Origin of the sequence: Ruminococcus sp. D54t1_190329_F1 (genome assembly GCF_015551645.1) — a bacterium.
Taxonomy (GTDB): domain Bacteria; phylum Bacillota; class Clostridia; order Lachnospirales; family Lachnospiraceae; genus Blautia_A; species Blautia_A faecis.
Window position 1 is genome coordinate 79,582 of the sequence record NZ_JADNDC010000015.1, and the last position, 19,195, is coordinate 98,776.

Annotated in this window: 12 protein-coding genes; 9 read left to right on the plus strand and 3 right to left on the minus strand. The window is 43.1% G+C overall.

Features of this window, described 5'->3' with window-relative positions; translation table 11 throughout:
* The first annotated feature begins 55 nt into the window (after nt 1-55).
* A complete protein-coding gene (locus tag I2D69_RS08760) occupies nt 56-1,393 on the plus strand; it encodes an MATE family efflux transporter (RefSeq protein WP_148462876.1) in 1,338 nt (445 codons plus the stop codon).
* A 72-nt stretch (nt 1,394-1,465) separates the two neighbouring features.
* Here I2D69_RS08760 and I2D69_RS08765 read toward each other — a convergent pair whose 3' ends face one another.
* Nucleotides 1,466-3,901, minus strand: coding sequence for a glycosyl transferase (locus I2D69_RS08765; protein WP_148462813.1), 2,436 nt, complete (start codon nt 3,899-3,901; stop codon nt 1,466-1,468).
* 570 nt (nt 3,902-4,471) lie between these two features.
* Between I2D69_RS08765 and I2D69_RS08770 the strand changes: the two genes are divergently transcribed.
* From I2D69_RS08770 to I2D69_RS08795, 6 genes are all read left to right on the plus strand, one after another.
* The gene (locus tag I2D69_RS08770) at nt 4,472-5,500 is read left to right on the plus strand and encodes a LacI family DNA-binding transcriptional regulator (protein WP_118580086.1); all 1,029 of its coding nucleotides are present in this window, start codon (nt 4,472-4,474) and stop codon (nt 5,498-5,500) included.
* A 43-nt stretch (nt 5,501-5,543) separates the two neighbouring features.
* Nucleotides 5,544-6,896 (plus strand): hypothetical protein, encoded by a 1,353-nt coding sequence (locus I2D69_RS08775; RefSeq protein WP_148462812.1) that lies wholly within the window; start codon nt 5,544-5,546, stop codon nt 6,894-6,896.
* A 233-nt stretch (nt 6,897-7,129) separates the two neighbouring features.
* Nucleotides 7,130-8,110, plus strand: a complete 981-nt coding sequence (locus I2D69_RS08780) for a sugar ABC transporter permease (protein ID WP_148462811.1) — start codon at nt 7,130-7,132, stop codon at nt 8,108-8,110.
* On the plus strand, nt 8,107-8,979 hold the full coding sequence (locus I2D69_RS08785) for a carbohydrate ABC transporter permease (protein WP_226814790.1): 873 nt from the start codon (nt 8,107-8,109) through the stop codon (nt 8,977-8,979). Before I2D69_RS08780 ends, I2D69_RS08785 begins: the two co-directional genes overlap by 4 nt.
* 419 nt (nt 8,980-9,398) lie before the next feature.
* Entirely contained in the window at nt 9,399-10,037 is a 639-nt protein-coding gene (locus I2D69_RS08790) for a TRIC cation channel family protein (RefSeq protein ID WP_195379759.1), read from the plus strand.
* Between the two features lie 24 nt (nt 10,038-10,061).
* Nucleotides 10,062-11,894, plus strand: a complete 1,833-nt coding sequence (locus tag I2D69_RS08795) for an ABC-F family ATP-binding cassette domain-containing protein (RefSeq protein WP_195379760.1) — start codon at nt 10,062-10,064, stop codon at nt 11,892-11,894.
* Between the two features lie 136 nt (nt 11,895-12,030).
* Here I2D69_RS08795 and I2D69_RS08800 read toward each other — a convergent pair whose 3' ends face one another.
* Together I2D69_RS08800 and I2D69_RS08805 are read right to left on the minus strand one after the other, a co-directional pair.
* Nucleotides 12,031-13,758 carry an ammonium transporter gene (locus I2D69_RS08800; protein WP_195379761.1) on the minus strand — a complete coding sequence of 576 codons (1,728 nt, stop codon included), beginning with the start codon at nt 13,756-13,758 and terminating at the stop codon, nt 12,031-12,033.
* A 481-nt stretch (nt 13,759-14,239) separates the two neighbouring features.
* Complete coding sequence (locus I2D69_RS08805) at nt 14,240-16,339, minus strand: glutamine synthetase III (RefSeq protein ID WP_195379765.1); 2,100 nt, start codon at nt 16,337-16,339, stop codon at nt 14,240-14,242.
* A gap of 418 nt (nt 16,340-16,757) precedes the next feature.
* Between I2D69_RS08805 and purF the strand changes: the two genes are divergently transcribed.
* Together purF and I2D69_RS08815 are read left to right on the plus strand one after the other, a co-directional pair.
* Nucleotides 16,758-18,182 (plus strand): amidophosphoribosyltransferase, encoded by a 1,425-nt coding sequence (purF, locus tag I2D69_RS08810; protein WP_173715499.1) that lies wholly within the window; start codon nt 16,758-16,760, stop codon nt 18,180-18,182.
* A 263-nt stretch (nt 18,183-18,445) separates the two neighbouring features.
* Nucleotides 18,446-18,673, plus strand: a complete 228-nt coding sequence (locus tag I2D69_RS08815) for an HPr family phosphocarrier protein (RefSeq protein ID WP_148462805.1) — start codon at nt 18,446-18,448, stop codon at nt 18,671-18,673.
* Nucleotides 18,674-19,195 lie beyond the last annotated feature (522 nt).

The window sequence follows — 19,195 nt, forward strand, 5'->3', positions numbered from 1 at the left end:
TACAGAAGAGAGGGGATTGTTTTTGGAAAAAGAAGTAAAAGTTCAGGAAAATAAAATGGGTGTGATGCCAGTGGCAAAGCTTCTGCTCACCATGTCTGTACCGATGATGATTTCCATGCTTGTCCAGGCACTTTATAATATTGTGGACAGTATGTTTGTGGCGAGATTAAGTGAGAGTGCACTTACTGCAGTTTCACTTGCGTTTCCGGTGCAGAACCTGATGATTGCAGTGGGAACCGGTACTGGTGTTGGTATCAATGCGCTGGTGTCGCGCTCTCTTGGAGAGAAAAAGCAGGAATATGCCAATAGTGCTGCAAATAACGGTATTTATCTTGCGATTTTCAGCTTTATTGGATTTGCAATTGTTTGTGGATTTTTTGCACCTGCTTTTTTCAGGGTGCAGACTACGGATCCGCAGATCATGGAATATGGTGTGGATTATGTCAGAGTGATCGGAATTATGTCCTTCGGCCTGTTTATCCAGCTGACCTGTGAGAAGCTTCTGCAGTCTACAGGGAAAACGATTTATTCCATGGCAACACAGCTTCTTGGCGCTATTATCAATATTATTCTGGATCCAATCATGATTTTTGGTTTATTTGGATTTCCAAGAATGGAAGTAACAGGAGCAGCTCTTGCCACTGTTACCGGCCAGATCATTGCAGCAATTGCAGGTGTGATCGTGAATATGAAGCTGAATAAAGAGCTTCATATTTCTCTTGTGAAATATAAGATTTCCGGTGATGTGATCCGCAGCATTTACAGCGTAGGTTTCCCATCTATTATTATGGCTTCTGTTGGTTCTGTTATGACATTCGGAATGAATAAGATCCTGATGGGCTTTACTTCCACTGCAACGGCGGTATTTGGCGTGTATTTCAAGCTTCAGAGCTTTATTTTTATGCCAGTGTTTGGACTGAATAATGGAATGGTTCCCATTGTTGCTTACAACTATGGTGCCAGAAAACCGAAGCGTATTACGAAAGCAATTAAGCTGAGTATTATTTACGGAGTATGTATTATGCTTGCTGGTTTCGCTGTATTCCAGCTGTTCCCGGGAAGCCTTCTGGGAATTTTCAGCGCCTCTGACGATATGATGGCAATCGGTATCCCGGCACTTCGTACCATCAGCCTCAGCTTTCTGATCGCAGGATTTTCTGTGGTTGCATCTTCTGTGTTTCAGGCATTGGGACATGGCTTTTTAAGCCTTGCGGTGTCTGTGCTGCGTCAGCTGGTAGTGCTACTTCCGGCTGCATTTATCCTGTCAAAAGCAGGTGGCCTTGGAGCCTGCTGGTGGTCCTTTCCCATTGCAGAGGTGTTCTCGGGAGTGATCTGCTTTGTGTTTATACGATATGCGTATAAGAAAGAAATTCATCCGCTTTACGAGAAATAAAACAGATAGGAAAACAAGAGCCCTCGGAATTTCGGTTCCGGGGGCTCTTGCTAAAATTAGTAATATTTATTTTTATTCCATATGCACTGTCACATGATACTCTGTCTTTCCATCCTCAACAGGTACCACATTTCCATCCACATGCCTGCCATCAACCTCCAGGTAAGCTACACCCTTTTCTACATTATTCGGGTTCTTAACGTCGAAGTAATAGGTGGCACCGCGGAAGCGGCGGGTGAGGGTGAAGTCACCGAAGCCCTCCGGAATACACGGATCAATGGAAAGTCCATCATAGGATGGCTGTACACCCAGAATTGCCTGGGAGAGGTTCACGAAAGTCCATGCAGCTGTTCCGGTAAGCCAGCTGTTTTTCGCTTCGCCATGGCGGGCTGCATCCCGTCCTGCGATCATCTGGGAATAGACATAAGGCTCTGTGCGATGGATTTCGCTAATGTTTTCAATATAAGACGGGCAGGTCTTTTTATAAATTTCAAAAGCACGGTTTCCTCTTCCGATAACGGTTTCGGCAATGGAAATCCATGGATTGTTATGGCAGAAGATTCCGGCATTTTCTTTGTATCCCGGAGGGTAGGAAGAAATTTCACCAAGGTTCAGGTAATATCTGGTGTAAGCCGGCTGGTGAAGCATAATACCATATTTAGTGTCCAGGCGCTCTTTTACAGAATCAAGAGCTTTTTTTGCCAGGCCTTCTTTTACACCAATGCCGGCAATGATACAGAAGCCCTGCGGCTCAATGAAAATCTGCCCCTCTTTGCATTCGTGGGAGCCAACCTTCTGAGAGGTGGCGTCATAAGCACGAAGGAACCATTCTCCATCCCAGCCAGCGTCAAGGACTGCCTGGTACATTTCTTCAACAGCTTTCTGTGCGATAGCAGCGTCCTCTTCTTTTCCAACACGTCTGCAGATCTCTGCAAACTCATTTCCGTATTTTACATACATACCTGCAATAAATACAGATTCTGCAACTGGTCCCTCAGATGGTCCTGTGGTCTGGAAGGATTCACCAGGTTCATTGGAAAAGCAGTTCAGGTTCAGACAGTCATTCCAGTCAGCACGTCCGATGAGAGGGAGCTTGTGTGGTCCAAGATGGGTGCGGCTGTATTCGAAGGAACGGCGAAGATGCTCAAAAAGAGGAGCTGCTTTTTCCATATGGCAGTCAAAAGCAACCATTTCATCCAGAATGGAATAATCTCCAGTTTCCTTTAAGTAAGCGGCCACAGCAGCAATCAGCCACAGCGGGTCATCGTTAAATCCGCTTCCGATATCCAGGTTACCTTGCTTGGTAAGCGGCTGGTACTGATGATAAGCACTTCCATCTTCGAACTGGGTAGCTGCAATGTCAAGGATTCGTTCTCTTGCACGCTCCGGGATCAGATGTACAAATCCAAGAAGATCCTGGCAGGAATCACGGAAGCCCATTCCACGGCCGGTTCCGGATTCATAGTAAGAAGCGGAACGGGACATGTTAAAGGTTACCATACACTGGTACTGGTTCCAGATATTTGCCATACGGTTTACGTGAGGATCCTTACTCTCTACATGATAGCGGGAGAGAAGATCATCCCAGTAAGTATTCAGGATGGCGAAAGCTTCATTTACCTGTTCGGAAGTTTCGAATTTCTCCATGATCTTCTTAGCAGGCTCTTTTTTGATCACGTTTAAAGCTTCCCATTTGTCGTCTTTTGGGTTTTCACAATAGCCGAGAAGGAAAACATATTCTTTTTCTTCACCAGGTGCCAGGGAAACATTGATCTGCTGGCTGGCAATGGGATACCATCCGCTGGCAACAGAATTGTGGCTCTTGCCTTCCTCTACAACGATTGGAGCATTATTGCCGCGGCCAAGTCCTAAGAACTCATCACGGCTGGTGTCAAAACCGTCTACAGGAGTATTTACAGTGAAAAAGCTGTAGTGATTGCGTCGTTCGCGGTATTCGGTCTTATGGTAAATGGTGCTGCCGATGATCTCAACTTCACCGGTGCTTAAGTTTCGCTGGTAGTTGGTCATGTCGTCAACGGCATTCCAGAGGCAGAACTCTACATATGAAAATAACGAAATCTCTTTCGCTTTATCTGAATTGTTTCGCAGAGTCAGTTTGTTGATCTCGCAGGCTGTGTCAACAGGGACGAATGCAAGAAGATCAGCTGCCAGGCCGTTTTTCTCACCGTGGAAACGGCTATAGCCAAGTCCATGGCGGCACTCATAAACATCAAGAGGAGTGCGGGTTGGCATTGCACCTGGATTCCATACGGTATCTCCATCTTTGATATAGTAGTATTTTCCGTTGGAATCTACCGGGATATTATTGTAGCGGTAACGAGTGATACGGAGCAGCTTTGCATCTTTATAGAAGCTATAGCCGCCGCAGGTGTTGGAAATCAGTGTGAAGAAATCCTGGGAGCCAAGGTAATTGATCCATGGCAACGGGGTATCTGGTGTTGTAATAACATATTCTTTATTGACGTCATCAAAATGTCCGAAATTCATAGTGGATCTCCTTTGATAAATTTTATTCTTGCTGAATTCTTTCTAATTGGTTGATTGCTATTCGTGATTTACATCAGGGTGCATTAATTTAATTTTCGAAGCTGCATAGTGATCTGCGCTTATATAAGTAATAATGTTTTGCAAATGCAATGAGTAGTTTCGAAAAAATCAATTGGATTGAATTGTGAGATAATTAACACACGAAAACGAATAAGTAAAGGCAATAAGAAATAAAAGTAAAGAATAATGGTATATATTTGTTCTTAGTATAATAGAAAGACTGATTAAAAGCAACATAAAAATTACAGTAATAATTAAATCTATTATATATTACAAATCAGAGATTTAAAACACGAAACATTTCGCGAAAACATTTCGAAAAGAGCTCTTATTCACGATTAAATTGTTAAAAACACAAATATCCAAATTGTGCAATAGGTAGAATGACGTGAAAACGCACAAAAAACGCCAGAAACCACTTGATTTTTTGTGCACTAGGGGGTACTATAAGCTTACGAAAACGATTTAGAGATGACAGGAAAGAAAAACAGGAAAGAATGAGGCAAGCATATGGTTTCCATGAAAGAAATCGCAAAACAATGTAATGTCTCAGTCGCCACTGTCAGTAAAGCATTAAATGGTTACTCCGATATCGGAGAAGAAACAAAAAACTACATATTAAGAACGGCTTCAGAGATGGGATATCTTCCCAACTCATCGGCAAGAGCTTTGAAGACGAAGCGAACCTTTAATCTGGGAGTTTTATTTGTGGACGAGGCCCGAAGCGGTCTCACACATGATTACTTCAACAGAGTACTGGAAAGCTTCAAAAGCACCGCAGAGGCGAAAGGCTATGACATTACTTTTACAAGCGGAAATGTTTCCGGTAAAAGGATGACCTACCTGGAGCACTGCAGATACCGGGGCGTGGACGGAGTGGTAATGGCCTGTGTGGATTTCACCGCAGAAGAGGTTCAGGAGCTTCTCCTTTCAGACATTCCGGTGGTGACCATCGATCATATCTGTGATGGAAGGATATCGGTAGTATCCAACAACATCCAGGGAATGGAAGAACTTGTTACCTATATATATAAGAAGGGACACCGCAAGATCGCTTACATTCATGGAGATGACACATCGGTTACCAAGAATCGTCTTGGAAGCTTTTACCGGACCTTGCAAAGACTGGGGATTGAAGAACCGGATGAATATGTAAAACCGTCTTTTTACAGAGATGCTGATCTGGCAGGTGAGAGAACCGGTGAACTTTTGGATTTGAAAGATCCGCCAACCTGTATTCTCTATCCTGACGATTATGCAGCGATGGGAGGGATAAACGAGATACGGGAAAGAGGACTTCGGATACCGGAAGACATTTCAGTAGCCGGGTACGATGGAATTAATATCGCCCAGGTTCTTGAACCCAAGCTGACAACCCTTTGCCAGGACACAGCGGCAATCGGAAGGATAGCGGCAGAAAGGCTGATTGAGCTGATTGAGCACCCGAAGACAACAGTTATTGAGAAATACACAGTGGATGGAACCCTTTTTAAAGGAGCTTCCGTGAAAACTTTGTATCCATCAAAAAATTTCAAGTAGTTATTAAAAAAAATTAAAAGATATAATTAAAGGAGGAAGTAACATGAAGAAAAAAATGGTGAGCGTATTATTAACAGCTTCTATGCTGGCAGGAATGACATTATGTGCAGTCCCGGTTATGGCAGAAGATGCAGAAACACCGGAAAACGAAGTTACCGGTGACGCTTCCGCAGATGATTCCTTTGTAGTATGGGGATGGAACGATGATATCAAGAAGATCCTTGATGGACCATTCAAAGAGGCTTATCCAGATGATTACGAAAGAATCGTTTTCGTAAACACAGGTGGATCTGATTATTATCAGAGCAAACTGGATCCTGTACTTGATGATCCTTCAAATGAGTTATATCCTGATATGATGGGCCTGGAAGTTGACTATGTTCAGAAATATGTAAACAGCGACTGGGTACAGAATGTAGCAGATCTTGGAATCACAGCTGATGACTATGCAAACAGCTATCAGTACAATCTGGATCTTGGATCCGATGTTGATGGAAACGTAAGAGCTCTGTTCTGGCAGGCAACTCCTGGATGCTACGCAGTTCGTGCAGATCTGGCTGAGAAATATCTTGGAACAACAGATCCTGCAGCATTAGCTGAGAAATTCAAAGATCTGGATACCATCGTTGCTACAGCTAAAGAGGTTAACGATGCTTCCGGCGGAAAATGCAAACTGTTCTCCGGCTATGATGAGATCAAACGTAGCCTGACCGGTTCCAGAACCCAGGGCTTCTATGATGAGAACGATAAGATTACAATTGATGACAACATCAAGACATATATGGAAACAGCTAAGACTCTTTATGATGAAGATCTTACCTTCAACACAGATCAGTGGAGCGCTGACTGGAGTGCAAACATGAGTGGTGATGGCGTTGATTCTAACGCAGCACTTGCTTATATGGGATGCCCATGGTTTGTATACTGGAGCTTAAGTGATGCTTGGAAAGGCAACACAATCCTTGTTCCTACCCAGACAAAATGCTATTGGGGCGGCACAGGACTTGCAGCTACAACAGATTGTGCAGATACCGAGCTTGCAGCTAAGATTATGAAGTTCTTCACATGTGATGAAGATGGAATGGTTGCAATCAACGCTCTGAACTCTGACTATGTAAACAATACAGCAGCTGTCAGCAAGATCATCGAGGCTGGTACATCCGCAGATGGAAACGGCTATCTGTATCCAGACGCTGGACAGAACTTCATGGAGTTCTTCCTTCCATTAGCAGACGGACTTGACGCTTCTATGGTAACAGCAGAAGACCAGCAGATCCTTTCCCTTATGGATACTCAGACCAAGGCATATGCTACAGGCGAAAAAGACCTTGATACTGCACTTGCAGATTTGACTGCATCTATCCATGATACATTCTCTTACCTGAGCGCAGAATAATGTGGCTTAAGAGTTTGCAGAGTCAATCATAAGTAAGTAGTGAGTGTGCTGCTTCTTCCCCAAAGAAGGAGCAGCACATTCTTATATAAGCGAGCAGCTGCTTTTGCTATAAAAAAGCAGAATGACTGCCAGTGGCAGAGGAGGATGGCGCAGAAGCCCAAAGGGGCAGGTACTCCCGCCAGTGTCAGGCATTCTGCCTGGGAAAAGCAGGCAACTTCAGACAGGAGGCTGTTATGAATAAGAAAAAGAAAAAAATGATCGATTATGGAAGGTATGGCTACTTCTTTATTGCACCGTTTTTTATCACTTATCTGGTGTTCCAGCTGTGGCCACTGATCAATACTTTCTATTATAGTACCTTAACCTACTACAAACGTAACGGACGTGAATTCATGGAGTTTGCAGGACTTCAGAATTTTGTAAATATCCTTGGTATGGCTGCAGGAGAGAGAGGTTATGTACTCAGCTATCTGAAAAATACCCTTGTAATGTGGGGCTGCAACTTTGTTCCTCAGATTCTGGTTTCCCTTCTTCTGGCTGTATGGCTGACGGATGAGAAGGTTAAGGTAAAAGGAACCGGTGCGATGAAGGTTATTGTTTACCTTCCAAGTGTTATCACTGCAGCTTCCGTTTCTGTACTGTTTAAATCTTTATTTTCCCAGTATGGACCAATCACCCAGACGTTGAAGGACTGGGGCGTTCTCAGCAAGAACTTCGATTTTATGTCCAGCGTAGCAGGAAGTCGTGGGCTGATCTCCACAATTCTGTGGTGGATGTGGTTTGGTAATACGACCCTGCTTCTGATTTCAGGCGTTCTTGGCATTGACCCGGGACTTTTTGAGGCTGCTGATATTGATGGTGCAACAGGCTGGAAAAAATTCCGCTACATCACTTTACCGCTTTTGAAACCAATTATGCTGTACACACTGGTTACCTCCGCAATCGGTGGTCTTCAGATGTATGATATCCCAGCACTGTTCAACGTTCCGGAGACCGGACTTGTTGGTCTGCCAGATGATAAGACTACCACAATGGCCATGTATATTATGCGTTTGTACAACAGCGATGTTGGAAAGGCAGCAGCCGTTTCCGTAGTACTGTTTATTATCACGTTGGTTGTCAGTCTGATCCTGTTCGCAACTATGAGCGACAGCGAAGACAGACGTATGAAAAAAGAGCAGAAACAGCGTAGAAAGGCAGGTGGAAGATCATGAGTAAAGCCGCAACAGCAGACAGCTACAGCAAGAATATGCTGCATCAGAAAGTCTTCCGTACCATTATTTGTATTTTATTCTGTATCATTGCACTTTTGCCATTTGTTCTTCTGGTTATGAACGCAACAAGAGATTCTGAGTCTATCAAGGCTGGTGTTTCCCTGATTCCGTCCACACACCTGATCGAGAACTGGAAAAACCTGATGATCAAGCAGAACGGTATGCAGATTACTTTGCAGAAAGCGATCATTAACTCTGCAACCATTACGATTCCTGGAACTTTCCTGTCAGTTTATTTTTCATCTCTGACAGCTTATGGTATCCATGTATATGATTTCAAATTCAAAAAATTTGCATGGGCATTTATTATGGCAGTTATGATGGTACCAAGTCAGATTTCCATCATCGGTTTCTACCGTTTCATGCTGGATCTGAAGCTGATCGATACATACGTTCCGCTGATCATTCCTACCATTGCAGCTCCAACTGTTGTTTTCTTTATGAAACAGTATATGGAAAGTACACTTTCTCTGGAGATGATCGAGGCAGCCAGAATCGACGGTTCAAAAGAGTGGAATACCTTTAACAAAATTATCCTGCCGATTATGAAACCGGCAGTTGCCACACAGGCAATCTTCCAGTTTATCGCACAGTGGAACAACCTGTTTACACCTACCATTTTGCTGACAACAGATTCCAAGAAAACACTTCCTATGTTTGTACAGCTGTTGAGCTCCAACCAGTTCCGTACGGACTATGGTGTAGTTTATGTAGGACTGTTTGTTACCATTATCCCTCTGGTTGTTGTATACCTGGTACTTTCCAAGTATATTGTCGCAGGTGTTGCACTTGGCGGTGTTAAGGGTTGATGGCGTGTATGAAAAGCATTTGATTAAGAAAAATATTAAAAGAGAATAACATGTACAGCCAGGGGAGAAATCTTCTGGCTGTATTTTTGCGCTTTTTTGAAAAAATAATTTAGCACCACTGAAATTTATTAAGAATTTTGGTATTTTCAGGTGGCAAACGGAGAATTATATGTTATACTGATTTGGTGTCATTTATGGGAACAAGCAGCAAATTTTTTGCGAATTACATAGAGCGTATCTGAAAAATCATTCCCGCAATCTGCACGCCCCACTTTGTAGGAGATTTTGCCCGAATTCAGTTGCCGTACCCGCTACGGTGCCCTCATCCGGACAAAATCTCCCACAAATTGTGACGCACATCTTGCAGAAAGCCTTTTTCAAACACGCTCTAGGATAAAATTGGGCGAGGTTGTTGTTTTATGGGTTATCAGGAAGCAATCACATTTATTTTGGAGATGATTGGAACTATTGCATTTGCAGCGTCAGGTGCACTGGTGGGATCGGAGCAGAAGATGGATATTTTCGGAGTTTCAGTTCTTGGGGTGATCACTGCAGTTGGCGGGGGTATGATTCGTGATGTGACGCTTGGAATTACCCCTCCGGGAGTTTTTCAGAAGCCAGTATATGCGGCTGTAGCAGTGCTTACTTCAGTGCTGGTGTTTTTTCTTCTTTATTTTAAAAGGGAGATGCTGAAAGGAAATGTTACTTATGACAAAGTAATGCTGGTGATGGACTCTGTAGGACTTGGGATATTTACTGTGGTTGGCGTAAATACTGGAATCCGTCAGGGGTTTGCAGACAACACTTTCCTGCTGGTATTTGTGGGAACCATCACCGGTGTTGGCGGAGGATTGCTCCGTGATATGATGGCAGAGGTGCCGCCTTATATTTTTGTAAAGCATATTTATGCATGTGCATCCATTGTGGGAGCTATTGTTTGTGTGTATACGTACCGCTGGTTTGGAGTGGTGTTCTCCTTGATCTTTGGATCTGCAGCGGTGATCCTGATGCGGTATCTGGCTGCACATTACAGGTGGAACCTGCCGAAATTAAAATAAAAGGTAGCTATTAGAGGAGTACTTATGATTAAAGCAGAGAATTTATCCTATTCTTTTCCACATAAAGAGTTATATAATAAAATTTCATTTACCCTGGAGGATGATGTGCATTGTGCCTTTATCGGAACCAATGGAACCGGTAAGAGTACACTGGTGAACATGATCCTTCATCCGGATAAATATTTATACGATGGAAAGCTGAGCGTGGATGTGCCTGGAAGGATTGGGTATGTCAGTCAGTTTTACACCATTGAGAGAGAAAAAGAGGTTACGGTATTTGATTACATCAGTGAAGAATTTGTAAGGCTTCAGAATAAGATCAACCAGATCTGCGAGGATATGGCAGTTACAGATCATCTGGAGAAGCTGATGGAGGAATATCAGCAGACTTTAGATGAATTTAATGCCATTGACGGTGACTTTTACGAAAGTAATATTCGCAAGCAGCTGAAAACAGCGGGTCTGGCTGGGTATGAAGATCAGCTTCTTACAAATTTAAGCGGTGGAGAGTTTAAGCTGGTGCAGGCCATCCGGGAGATGATGATCAGCCCGAAATTTATTATTATGGATGAGCCAGATGTGTTCCTGGATTTTCAGCACTTAAATGCACTTCGGAATCTGATCAATTCCCATAAGGGAACATTGCTTGTGATCACCCACAACCGCTATCTTCTGAATCATTGCTTCAACAAGATCCTCCATCTGGAAAATACGGAGATGCAGGAATTTGATGGCAATTATGTGGATTATAATTTTGCACTTTTGCAGATGAAAATTGAGCAGCAGGAGCTGGCTGCGGCAGATATGGAGGAAATCGAGCGTAACCGCAAGATTGTAGAGCGTCTTCGAAACAGCGCTACTGCCATTGACAGTGCAACAAGGGGAAGAAGCCTGCATGCGCGAGTTTCCCTTTTGGAACGTCTGGAAGCGAGAAAGACAAAGTCTCCATTTGTGGATATTAAGCAGCCGGAGATCGTATTTCATGCAGATGAGGTTTTTGATGCGGAAGTTTCTGGTGAAAATCCGGAAGAAGCTTTGGAAAGTGAAAGAAAATCCGAGTTGGGAGATGCGAATGCAGAAAATGAAGCTGAGAAGATAGTGTTAAGTGTAGAAGACTATAATGTGACCTTTGACCGTGAGATTATGGAACATGTTTCCTTTGTTCTTCATGCAGGGGATAAGGTTGCAATTGTGGGACCAAACGGTACTGGAAAGACGACCCTTCTTCGTGATGTTATCAAAGGAGAAAACCCGGCAATCCGTCTTGGCGAAAATGTTAAGATGGCATATCTTTCCCAGATGCATGGGGAGGTATTTGATGAGAAGGCCACTGTTCTTAAAAATTTTGAGGATGCAGGCTTTGATACCGATGATCAGGTGATAGCTTACCTAAAAACTTATGGTTTTGAGGAAGAACTGATCTACAGTTCGGTATGTGATCTGTCTGGTGGAGAAAAGAATCTTCTCCAGCTTGCGAAGATTTCCAGAACAGGTGCAGGTCTGCTGCTACTGGATGAGCCAACCAGTCATCTGGACACATATTCCCAACTGGCACTGGAGCAGGCGGTAGAGAAATACAATGGGACAGTTCTCATGGTTTCCCATGATTTTTATACCGTAGCCAACTGCATGGATTATGTGCTTCTCACAGAGGATAAGGGCCTTCGCAAGGTAAGTATGCGAAAATTCCGAAAGATGATTTACGCCGATCACTTTGATAAGGATTACCTGGAATATGAGCAGAAGAAAAAAGAACTGGAGAATCGAATAGCTTTCGCACTTCAGGCTGGCAAGTATGAGGATGCGAAAAAAATTTCACAAGAACTGGAAAAACTTTTGCGGAAATATAATGGATAACAAAATATTTGTATAGGAAGCAGCAGTGACGGACATATGTGCCGGAAACGTATAAGAAAAACAGCCCCCGGAAAAATTCCAGGAGCTGTTTTTAAATAAGGGAAACAAAAATATAGTAAGATGTCAAAATAATTTATTACTCTTCGTGAGTATCCTGCAATGCCAGGTAACCTTCCTCGCCGGTTCTGATCTTGACAACGTTTTCGATGTCGTATACGAAAACTTTTCCATCACCGATCTGACCGGTATGAAGAACTTTCTTGGCGGTTTCGATAACCTTCTGAACAGGAACAAGGCTGACAACAATTTCAATCTTGACTTTCGGAAGCAGGTTCATATCCATCTCAACGCCACGATAGTAAGCAGGAGCCCCTTTCTGGACACCACAGCCAAGAACGTTTGTAATGGTGATTCCGGTTACGCCGATTTCATTCATAGCCTGCATAAACTCTTCCAGCTTGTTCTGACGGGTAATGATAACAACCTTTGTAATCTTATGAACGCCGTCTGTCGGGATTTCCGGAATGAATTCAGCTGGAGCAGAAGGTCTGGGAGCAGCGGTAAATTCTCTGGAAGTTCCCATAGGAGTGGGAACGGAAGCAACAGCATCGCGAATAGCAAATCCGTCATAAGCACTTGCAAGACCATGTTCTTTTATATCAAGACCCTGAATCTCCTCTTCAGCAGATACTCGAAGACCTATAGTATGTTTGATGACCTGGAAAATAATTGTCATTGTAACTGCAACCCATGCAATTGTGATAAGCATTCCGGCAAGCTGTACACCAAATCCATGGAAACCGCCGCCAACAAGAAGACCTTTCCAGCCTGTACCAGCTCCATCGGAGAAAAGACCAACGGCGAGAGTACCAAATGCACCGTTTAAGCCATGGACACCAACAGCACCAACCGGATCATCCACTTTTAATACTTTATCAATAAATTCAATACCAAATACTACGACAAAACCAGCTGCAATACCGATAATAGCAGCAGATGCAGGAGATACAGTATCACATCCTGCAGTAATTGCAACAAGACCTGCAAGAGATCCGTTCAGGGACATGGATACATCTGGTTTTTTATAGCGGATCCATGTGATCATCATAACCGTTACAGTTGCAACTGCAGCAGCAAGGTTTGTGGTAACGAAGATTTTTCCTGCACTTACAATTGCATCGCCTTCCATGGATACAGTGGAAGCACCGTTGAAACCAAACCAACAGAACCAGAGGATAAATACACCAAGTGCACCGACTGTCAGGTTATGACCTGGAATTGCTTTTGATTTTCCACTTTTGGAATATTTTCCGATACGTGGTCCAAGAATGACGGCACCGATAAAGGCGGCCACACCACCTACCATATGTACTGCACAGGAACCTGCGAAATCATGGAAGCCCATCTGACTGATGAAACCGCCGCCCCAGATCCAGTGACCGGAAATCGGATATACTACAAGGCTGATCATAAGACTGTATACACAATACGATGAGAATTTGGTTCTCTCAGCCATAGCACCGGAAACAATTGTAGCGGAAGTAGCACAGAAGACTGTCTGGAAAATCAGGAATGCCCAGAACGGAACTCCGTCAGGAAGCATTGCACTGCCATAATTTGCTTCTGAAGCAATACCACCGATTCTTCCGAAGAAGCCGTTTCCTGCACCGAACATGATTCCAAAGCCAACCAGCCAGAAAGCCGGAGTACCGATACAGAAATCCATCAGGTTTTTCATAATAATGTTACCTGCATTTTTGGCTCTGGTGAAACCTGTCTCCACCATAGCAAATCCGGCCTGCATAAAGAAGACCAGCGCGGCACCAACAAGTACCCAGATCGTGTTTACTGCTGAATAATCCATAATAATTTCCTCCCTCTTTTCGCACTTTTCGAAATATTTCGAAAAACACGTTTTTAATATCAAAAAGCGCGAAAGAGAAAACAAATTTGTTTTTTCTTTCGCGCCTTTACGATCATGGTATATTGTCTGCATCTGCAGAAATATTGTTACTGTTCACTCCGTGACCAGTAACACGCTTCGCGATGCACAAAAATCATGCATTCGCATGATTTCGCGCTGCGATTCTCAGGTTTTCTGTGAACTTTGTTCACAAAAAACACCTCGCGGAATGTTACCAGTGAACAGTAACGAAATATTCAGTTGTAAAATTAATATGTAAAACAGGGGATATCCGTATCGTGTGATTAATGGATGAGGAAATCGATAATGAATTATGAAGTAGAGTTTCATAATAGATATCCCCTGTATTTACCTGTGTGAGAAACAAATTCCAAAAACAGGAACAGTTTCTTTCATTTAGAATTCTCCTCTGTAAATCTGATCAGATATAGAAGAGAAGTTTTCCATATGTAGGATATGGAAGCAGATCATCCGGAATGAGAGTTTCAGCTTCATCAGCAGATTTTCTCAATTCCTCCATGTCCTCAAGTACTTCAGCCTGATACAGTTTTGCATTTTCCAGAACATCATCAGTTGCTTTTGCTTTTGCTGTATCAGCTTTCAGCTTCTCAAGACCTTTTGTCATAGCATCCTGAAGTCCGGACAGCTTGGTGATAAGAGCAGTTTCACTCTCACAGGTGATTCCAGGAACAACAGATGCTTTCAGGCTTGCTGTGCTTGCAATTTCTTCAATATAAGACATAACAGATGGAAGAAGGTCTTTCTGAACCATTTCAACCATTGTGTTAGATTCGATGTTGATGGTCTTGGAATAGTTTTCAAGCCAGATTTCATAACGGGAGTGCAGCTCTTCGCTGGTGAAAATGCTGTGCTTTGTGAACAGGTCGATATTCTTCTGGGCAATCCACATTGGGAGAGCATCCGGGGTAGACTTCAGGTTGTAAAGACCACGTTTTTCAGCCTCTTCAATCCACTCATCTGTATAACCGTTGCCGTTGAAGATCACACGTTTGTGTTTCTTAATGGCTCTCTTAATCAGTTCATGAACTGCATGTTCCATATCTTCCGGAGCTACACCGTCAAGCTCTTTTGCAAACTGGTCAAGAGCTTCTGCAACAGCTGTATTCAATACAATATTCGGGTTTGCAACAGAAGCAGCAGAACCAAGCATACGGAACTCGAATTTGTTTCCGGTAAATGCAAATGGTGAAGTACGGTTTCTGTCAGTATTGTCTTTTACAAAGTGTGGCAGAACAGTTGCTCCGATATCCATCTGTACAGCGCCGTGAGAAGTAAAGTAAGTATTATTTTCAATGGATTTGAGGACTTCTGTAAGTTCATCACCAAGGAAAATAGATACAACTGCTGGCGGAGCCTCGTTGGCACCAAGTCTGTGATCGTTTCCGGCACTTGCAACGGAGATACGAAGAAGATCAGCATATTCATCAACTGCTTTAATAACTGCCATTAAGAATACCAGAAACTGAATGTTCTCAGATGGTGTTTTTCCAGGATCCAGAAGATTTACGCCATCATCTGTGATCATGGACCAGTTGTTGTGCTTACCACTTCCATTGATTCCCTCAAATGGTTTTTCGTGAAGCAGGCAAACCAGATCATGTTTGTCAGCAACCTTTTTCATGATTTCCATTGTCAGCTGGTTGTGGTCAACTGCAACGTTTGTGGTATCGAATACAGGAGCCAGCTCATGCTGTGCAGGAGCAACCTCGTTATGTTTTGTTTTTGCAGGAATGCCAAGCTTCCAGAGCTCTACATCAAGATCATGCATGTAAGCTGCAACCTTTGGCTTCAGAGTTCCAAAGTAGTGATCTTCCATTTCCTGTCCCTTAGGAGCAGGAGCACCAAGTAAGGTACGTCCGCAGAATACAAGGTCTTTTCTTTCTTTATAAAGTTCCTTTGGAACCAGGAAGTATTCCTGCTCAGGTCCTACTGTTGTGGAAACATGTTTAATTCCCTTGTTTCCAAGAACGTGAAGCATGTTTACGGCTGCTTTATTTAAGGTATCCATAGAGCGAAGGAGAGGAGTCTTTTTGTCAAGTGCCTCACCGCTGTAGGAACAGAATGCTGTAGGAATGTAAAGGGTTCCGTCTTTAATGAAGGCCGGTGATGTTGGATCCCATGCTGTGTATCCTCTTGCTTCAAAAGTAGCACGAAGACCGCCGGATGGAAAACTGGAAGCATCCGGTTCACCTTTTACAAGTTCTTTTCCGGAGAAATCCATGATCACCTGTCCATAGCCTGTTGGAGAAATGAAGCTGTCGTGTTTCTCGGCTGTTACATTTGTCATAGGCTGGAACCAGTGTGTATAATGAGTAGCACCATTTTCGATTGCCCATTCTTTCATGGCTACTGCAACGGAGTTTGCAACATCAAGCTCCAGGTGAGTACCATTTTCGATGGTCTTTTTCAGTGCTTTGTACAAGTCCTTAGGTAATTTACTGCGCATGATCCTGTCGTTGAAAACAAGACTTCCATAGATTTCGGGAATATTCTGTGTCATAACGGATACGCTCCTTTCACTTTTCATGTCTTTCTTCATCCTTATTTTTGATAAAAGAAAAAGGCGCCTTGGATACATTTCTGTATTCCAAAGCGCCTTTGCTTTATGTTCTGTAGTATACTCAAAAAAAAACAGATGTCAATAGTTTTTTTGAAAAAATTTTCAAAAAGATTTTGCAGTTGACTGAAAAAAGTTCTTGCCAAAATTAGGATAGGCATACTTGACAAATAGGTTTCTTCCATTATAATTTTTGTTCAGAGCCAGGCAAATTTACAGTAAGATATGTGAGCGTGCTTGCATAACGATACGTCCTTGGCTGTAAATTTATTTGGCGATACGCAAAATCGACGAAATGGGATGCATTTCTGAGATTGGATTTGATCATTAAAATAAAACTCAGTACCGAGGAGGAAAACAAATGGCAGAGATTAAAGAAGAGTGTGGTGTCTTCGGAATCTATGACCTGGATGGAAATGATGTGACGTCTTCAATTTACTATGGTCTGACTTCTTTGCAGCACCGTGGTCAGGAAGCCTGTGGCCTGGCAGTATCGGATACTAAGGGACCTATTGGAAATGTTAAGTTTCACAAAGATCTTGGACTGGTAAGCGAGGTGCTTCGCGAGGATACACTCCATAAGATGAGTGGTGATATCGGAATCGGACATGTACGCTATTCCACAACAGGAGCATCCGTTGCAGAGAACGCACAGCCTTTGGTTTTATCTTATGTAAAAGGGAGTCTGGCACTGGCACACAATGGAAACCTTGTTAACACTGGGACACTGAAATGGGAACTGATCCAGAGCGGAGCAGTTTTTCATACCACCACTGACTCAGAAGTGATCGCATTTCATGTAGCCAGAGAGAGGGTACATACCAGCTGTGTAGAGGAGGCAGTTCTGAATACAGCCAGGAAGCTGCAAGGCGCATACGGTCTTGTGATCATGAGTCCCCGTAAGCTGATCGGAGTCCGTGACCCCTATGGCTTAAAGCCTCTCTGCCTTGGAAAAAGGGACAATGCTTACGTGCTGGCTTCTGAGAGCTGTGCACTTACTTCTGTAGGTGCCGAGTTTATCCGTGATATCGAACCTGGTGAGATGATTACGATCAGCCGTAAGGGCGTGAAGTCAGACATGACTCTTGCGGATACGGTGAAAACCCGTGCCCACTGTGTTTTTGAATATATCTATTTTGCAAGACTGGACAGTACCATGGACGGTGTAAAGGTTTATGATGCACGTATCCGTGGCGGTAAATCCCTTGCAAAATCTTATCCTGTGGAGGCAGATCTTGTCACCGGTGTTCCGGAATCCGGTCTTCCTGCTGCCAAAGGATTTTCTGAAGAATCTGGTATTCCATTCGGATTTGCATTTTATAAGAACTCTTATATCGGCAGAACTTTTATCAAACCTACTCAGAAGGAGAGAGAATCCAGCGTTCATCTGAAGCTGAGCGTATTGGATGCTGTTGTAAAAGGAAAACGCATTGTGCTTGTGGACGACTCTATTGTCCGTGGAACCACCATAGCAAACCTGATCCGCATGTTGAAAGAAGCAGGCGCTCTTGAAGTACACGTAAGGATCAGTTCTCCGCCATTTTTACATCCATGCTATTTCGGAACCGATGTGCCAAGTAATGACCAGCTGATCGCGGCGCAGCACTCTACAGAAGAGATCTGTAAGATGATTGGGGCAGATTCACTTGGTTATATGGAGATTGATTATTTGGAGGGCATGGCAGGTGGACTTCCTATTTGTAAGGCATGCTTTGACGGAAAGTATCCGATGGTAATTCCAGATGAGAATAATTTACAAAATGATTTTGAAATTCATAAGATATGAGAGAAATAATTTCGCTTATACAGGTTGTTCCAGAACATTCATAACAATAAAATAGTGCATAACTACCAAAATACCGATTGCATATTTGTGCAATCGGTATAATTATTTCTGAAATGTTATAAAAAAGTGTGTGAGAAAAAAACTTGACAAATATGGAGACTTGGTGCATAATTTGCCTCAATCAAAGGAAAACGTTTTCAAGAGCCTTTGATTTTGATAGAAAAGGAAACTATAATTCCTGTAAAACAGAAAGGGTGATAACGATGTGTCAGAAGCAGATTAAGCTGAATGCGAAGGAGGATGTTCAGGAATTCGTAAAGGCAGCGGGTAAATGTGATTTTGACATAGATGTTTTCTATAACAGAATCATCATTGATGCAAAATCCATTCTGGGAGTTCTGAGCATGGATCTTACAAGGGTTCTTACTGTACAGTGCCATGGCGAGAGCAAGGAATTTAACCGTACATTACAGAAGTTTGCAGTTGCCTGATTAAGCAGTTGTAAACTGGCACCTTTTAAGGTGTCCATAAAAATCGTAAAAAACAGATATTGCCGGGAACGACTTGAAATATGAGACAGCATGGTATCCCGACAGCATCTGTTTTTTTTAACCCCAAATTGCTATTTAATGTGTTGAAAGTTGTTCAAGGCGGACGCATTCGGACAATGGTGATTGCTCACTCGCCGGCGCAACGCTCCAGCGAACTAACTGCTAACTGCGACTAAATCGTTCAGGAGAGCCTTCACGATTAAGTCTCCGTAAGCAGTGGATTTCGCTTACGCTAAAACCGCGCCTGAAATGGCTCGCTAGAGCAATCACCATTGCCCGAATGCTGTGTACTGGCTGGGACTTATTTGTACATAGGAACTTTCAACAGGTGGGGTGGGTGAGTGATTGGTTTCCCTATACTGTATCGGAAACGAAAGTTTATGGGAATCTTGCCGGAAATTAGCGGCTTTTATAATTTCTATGAAGTATTTGCACATTCTTAGGGCTGTTTTGCAAACAAAG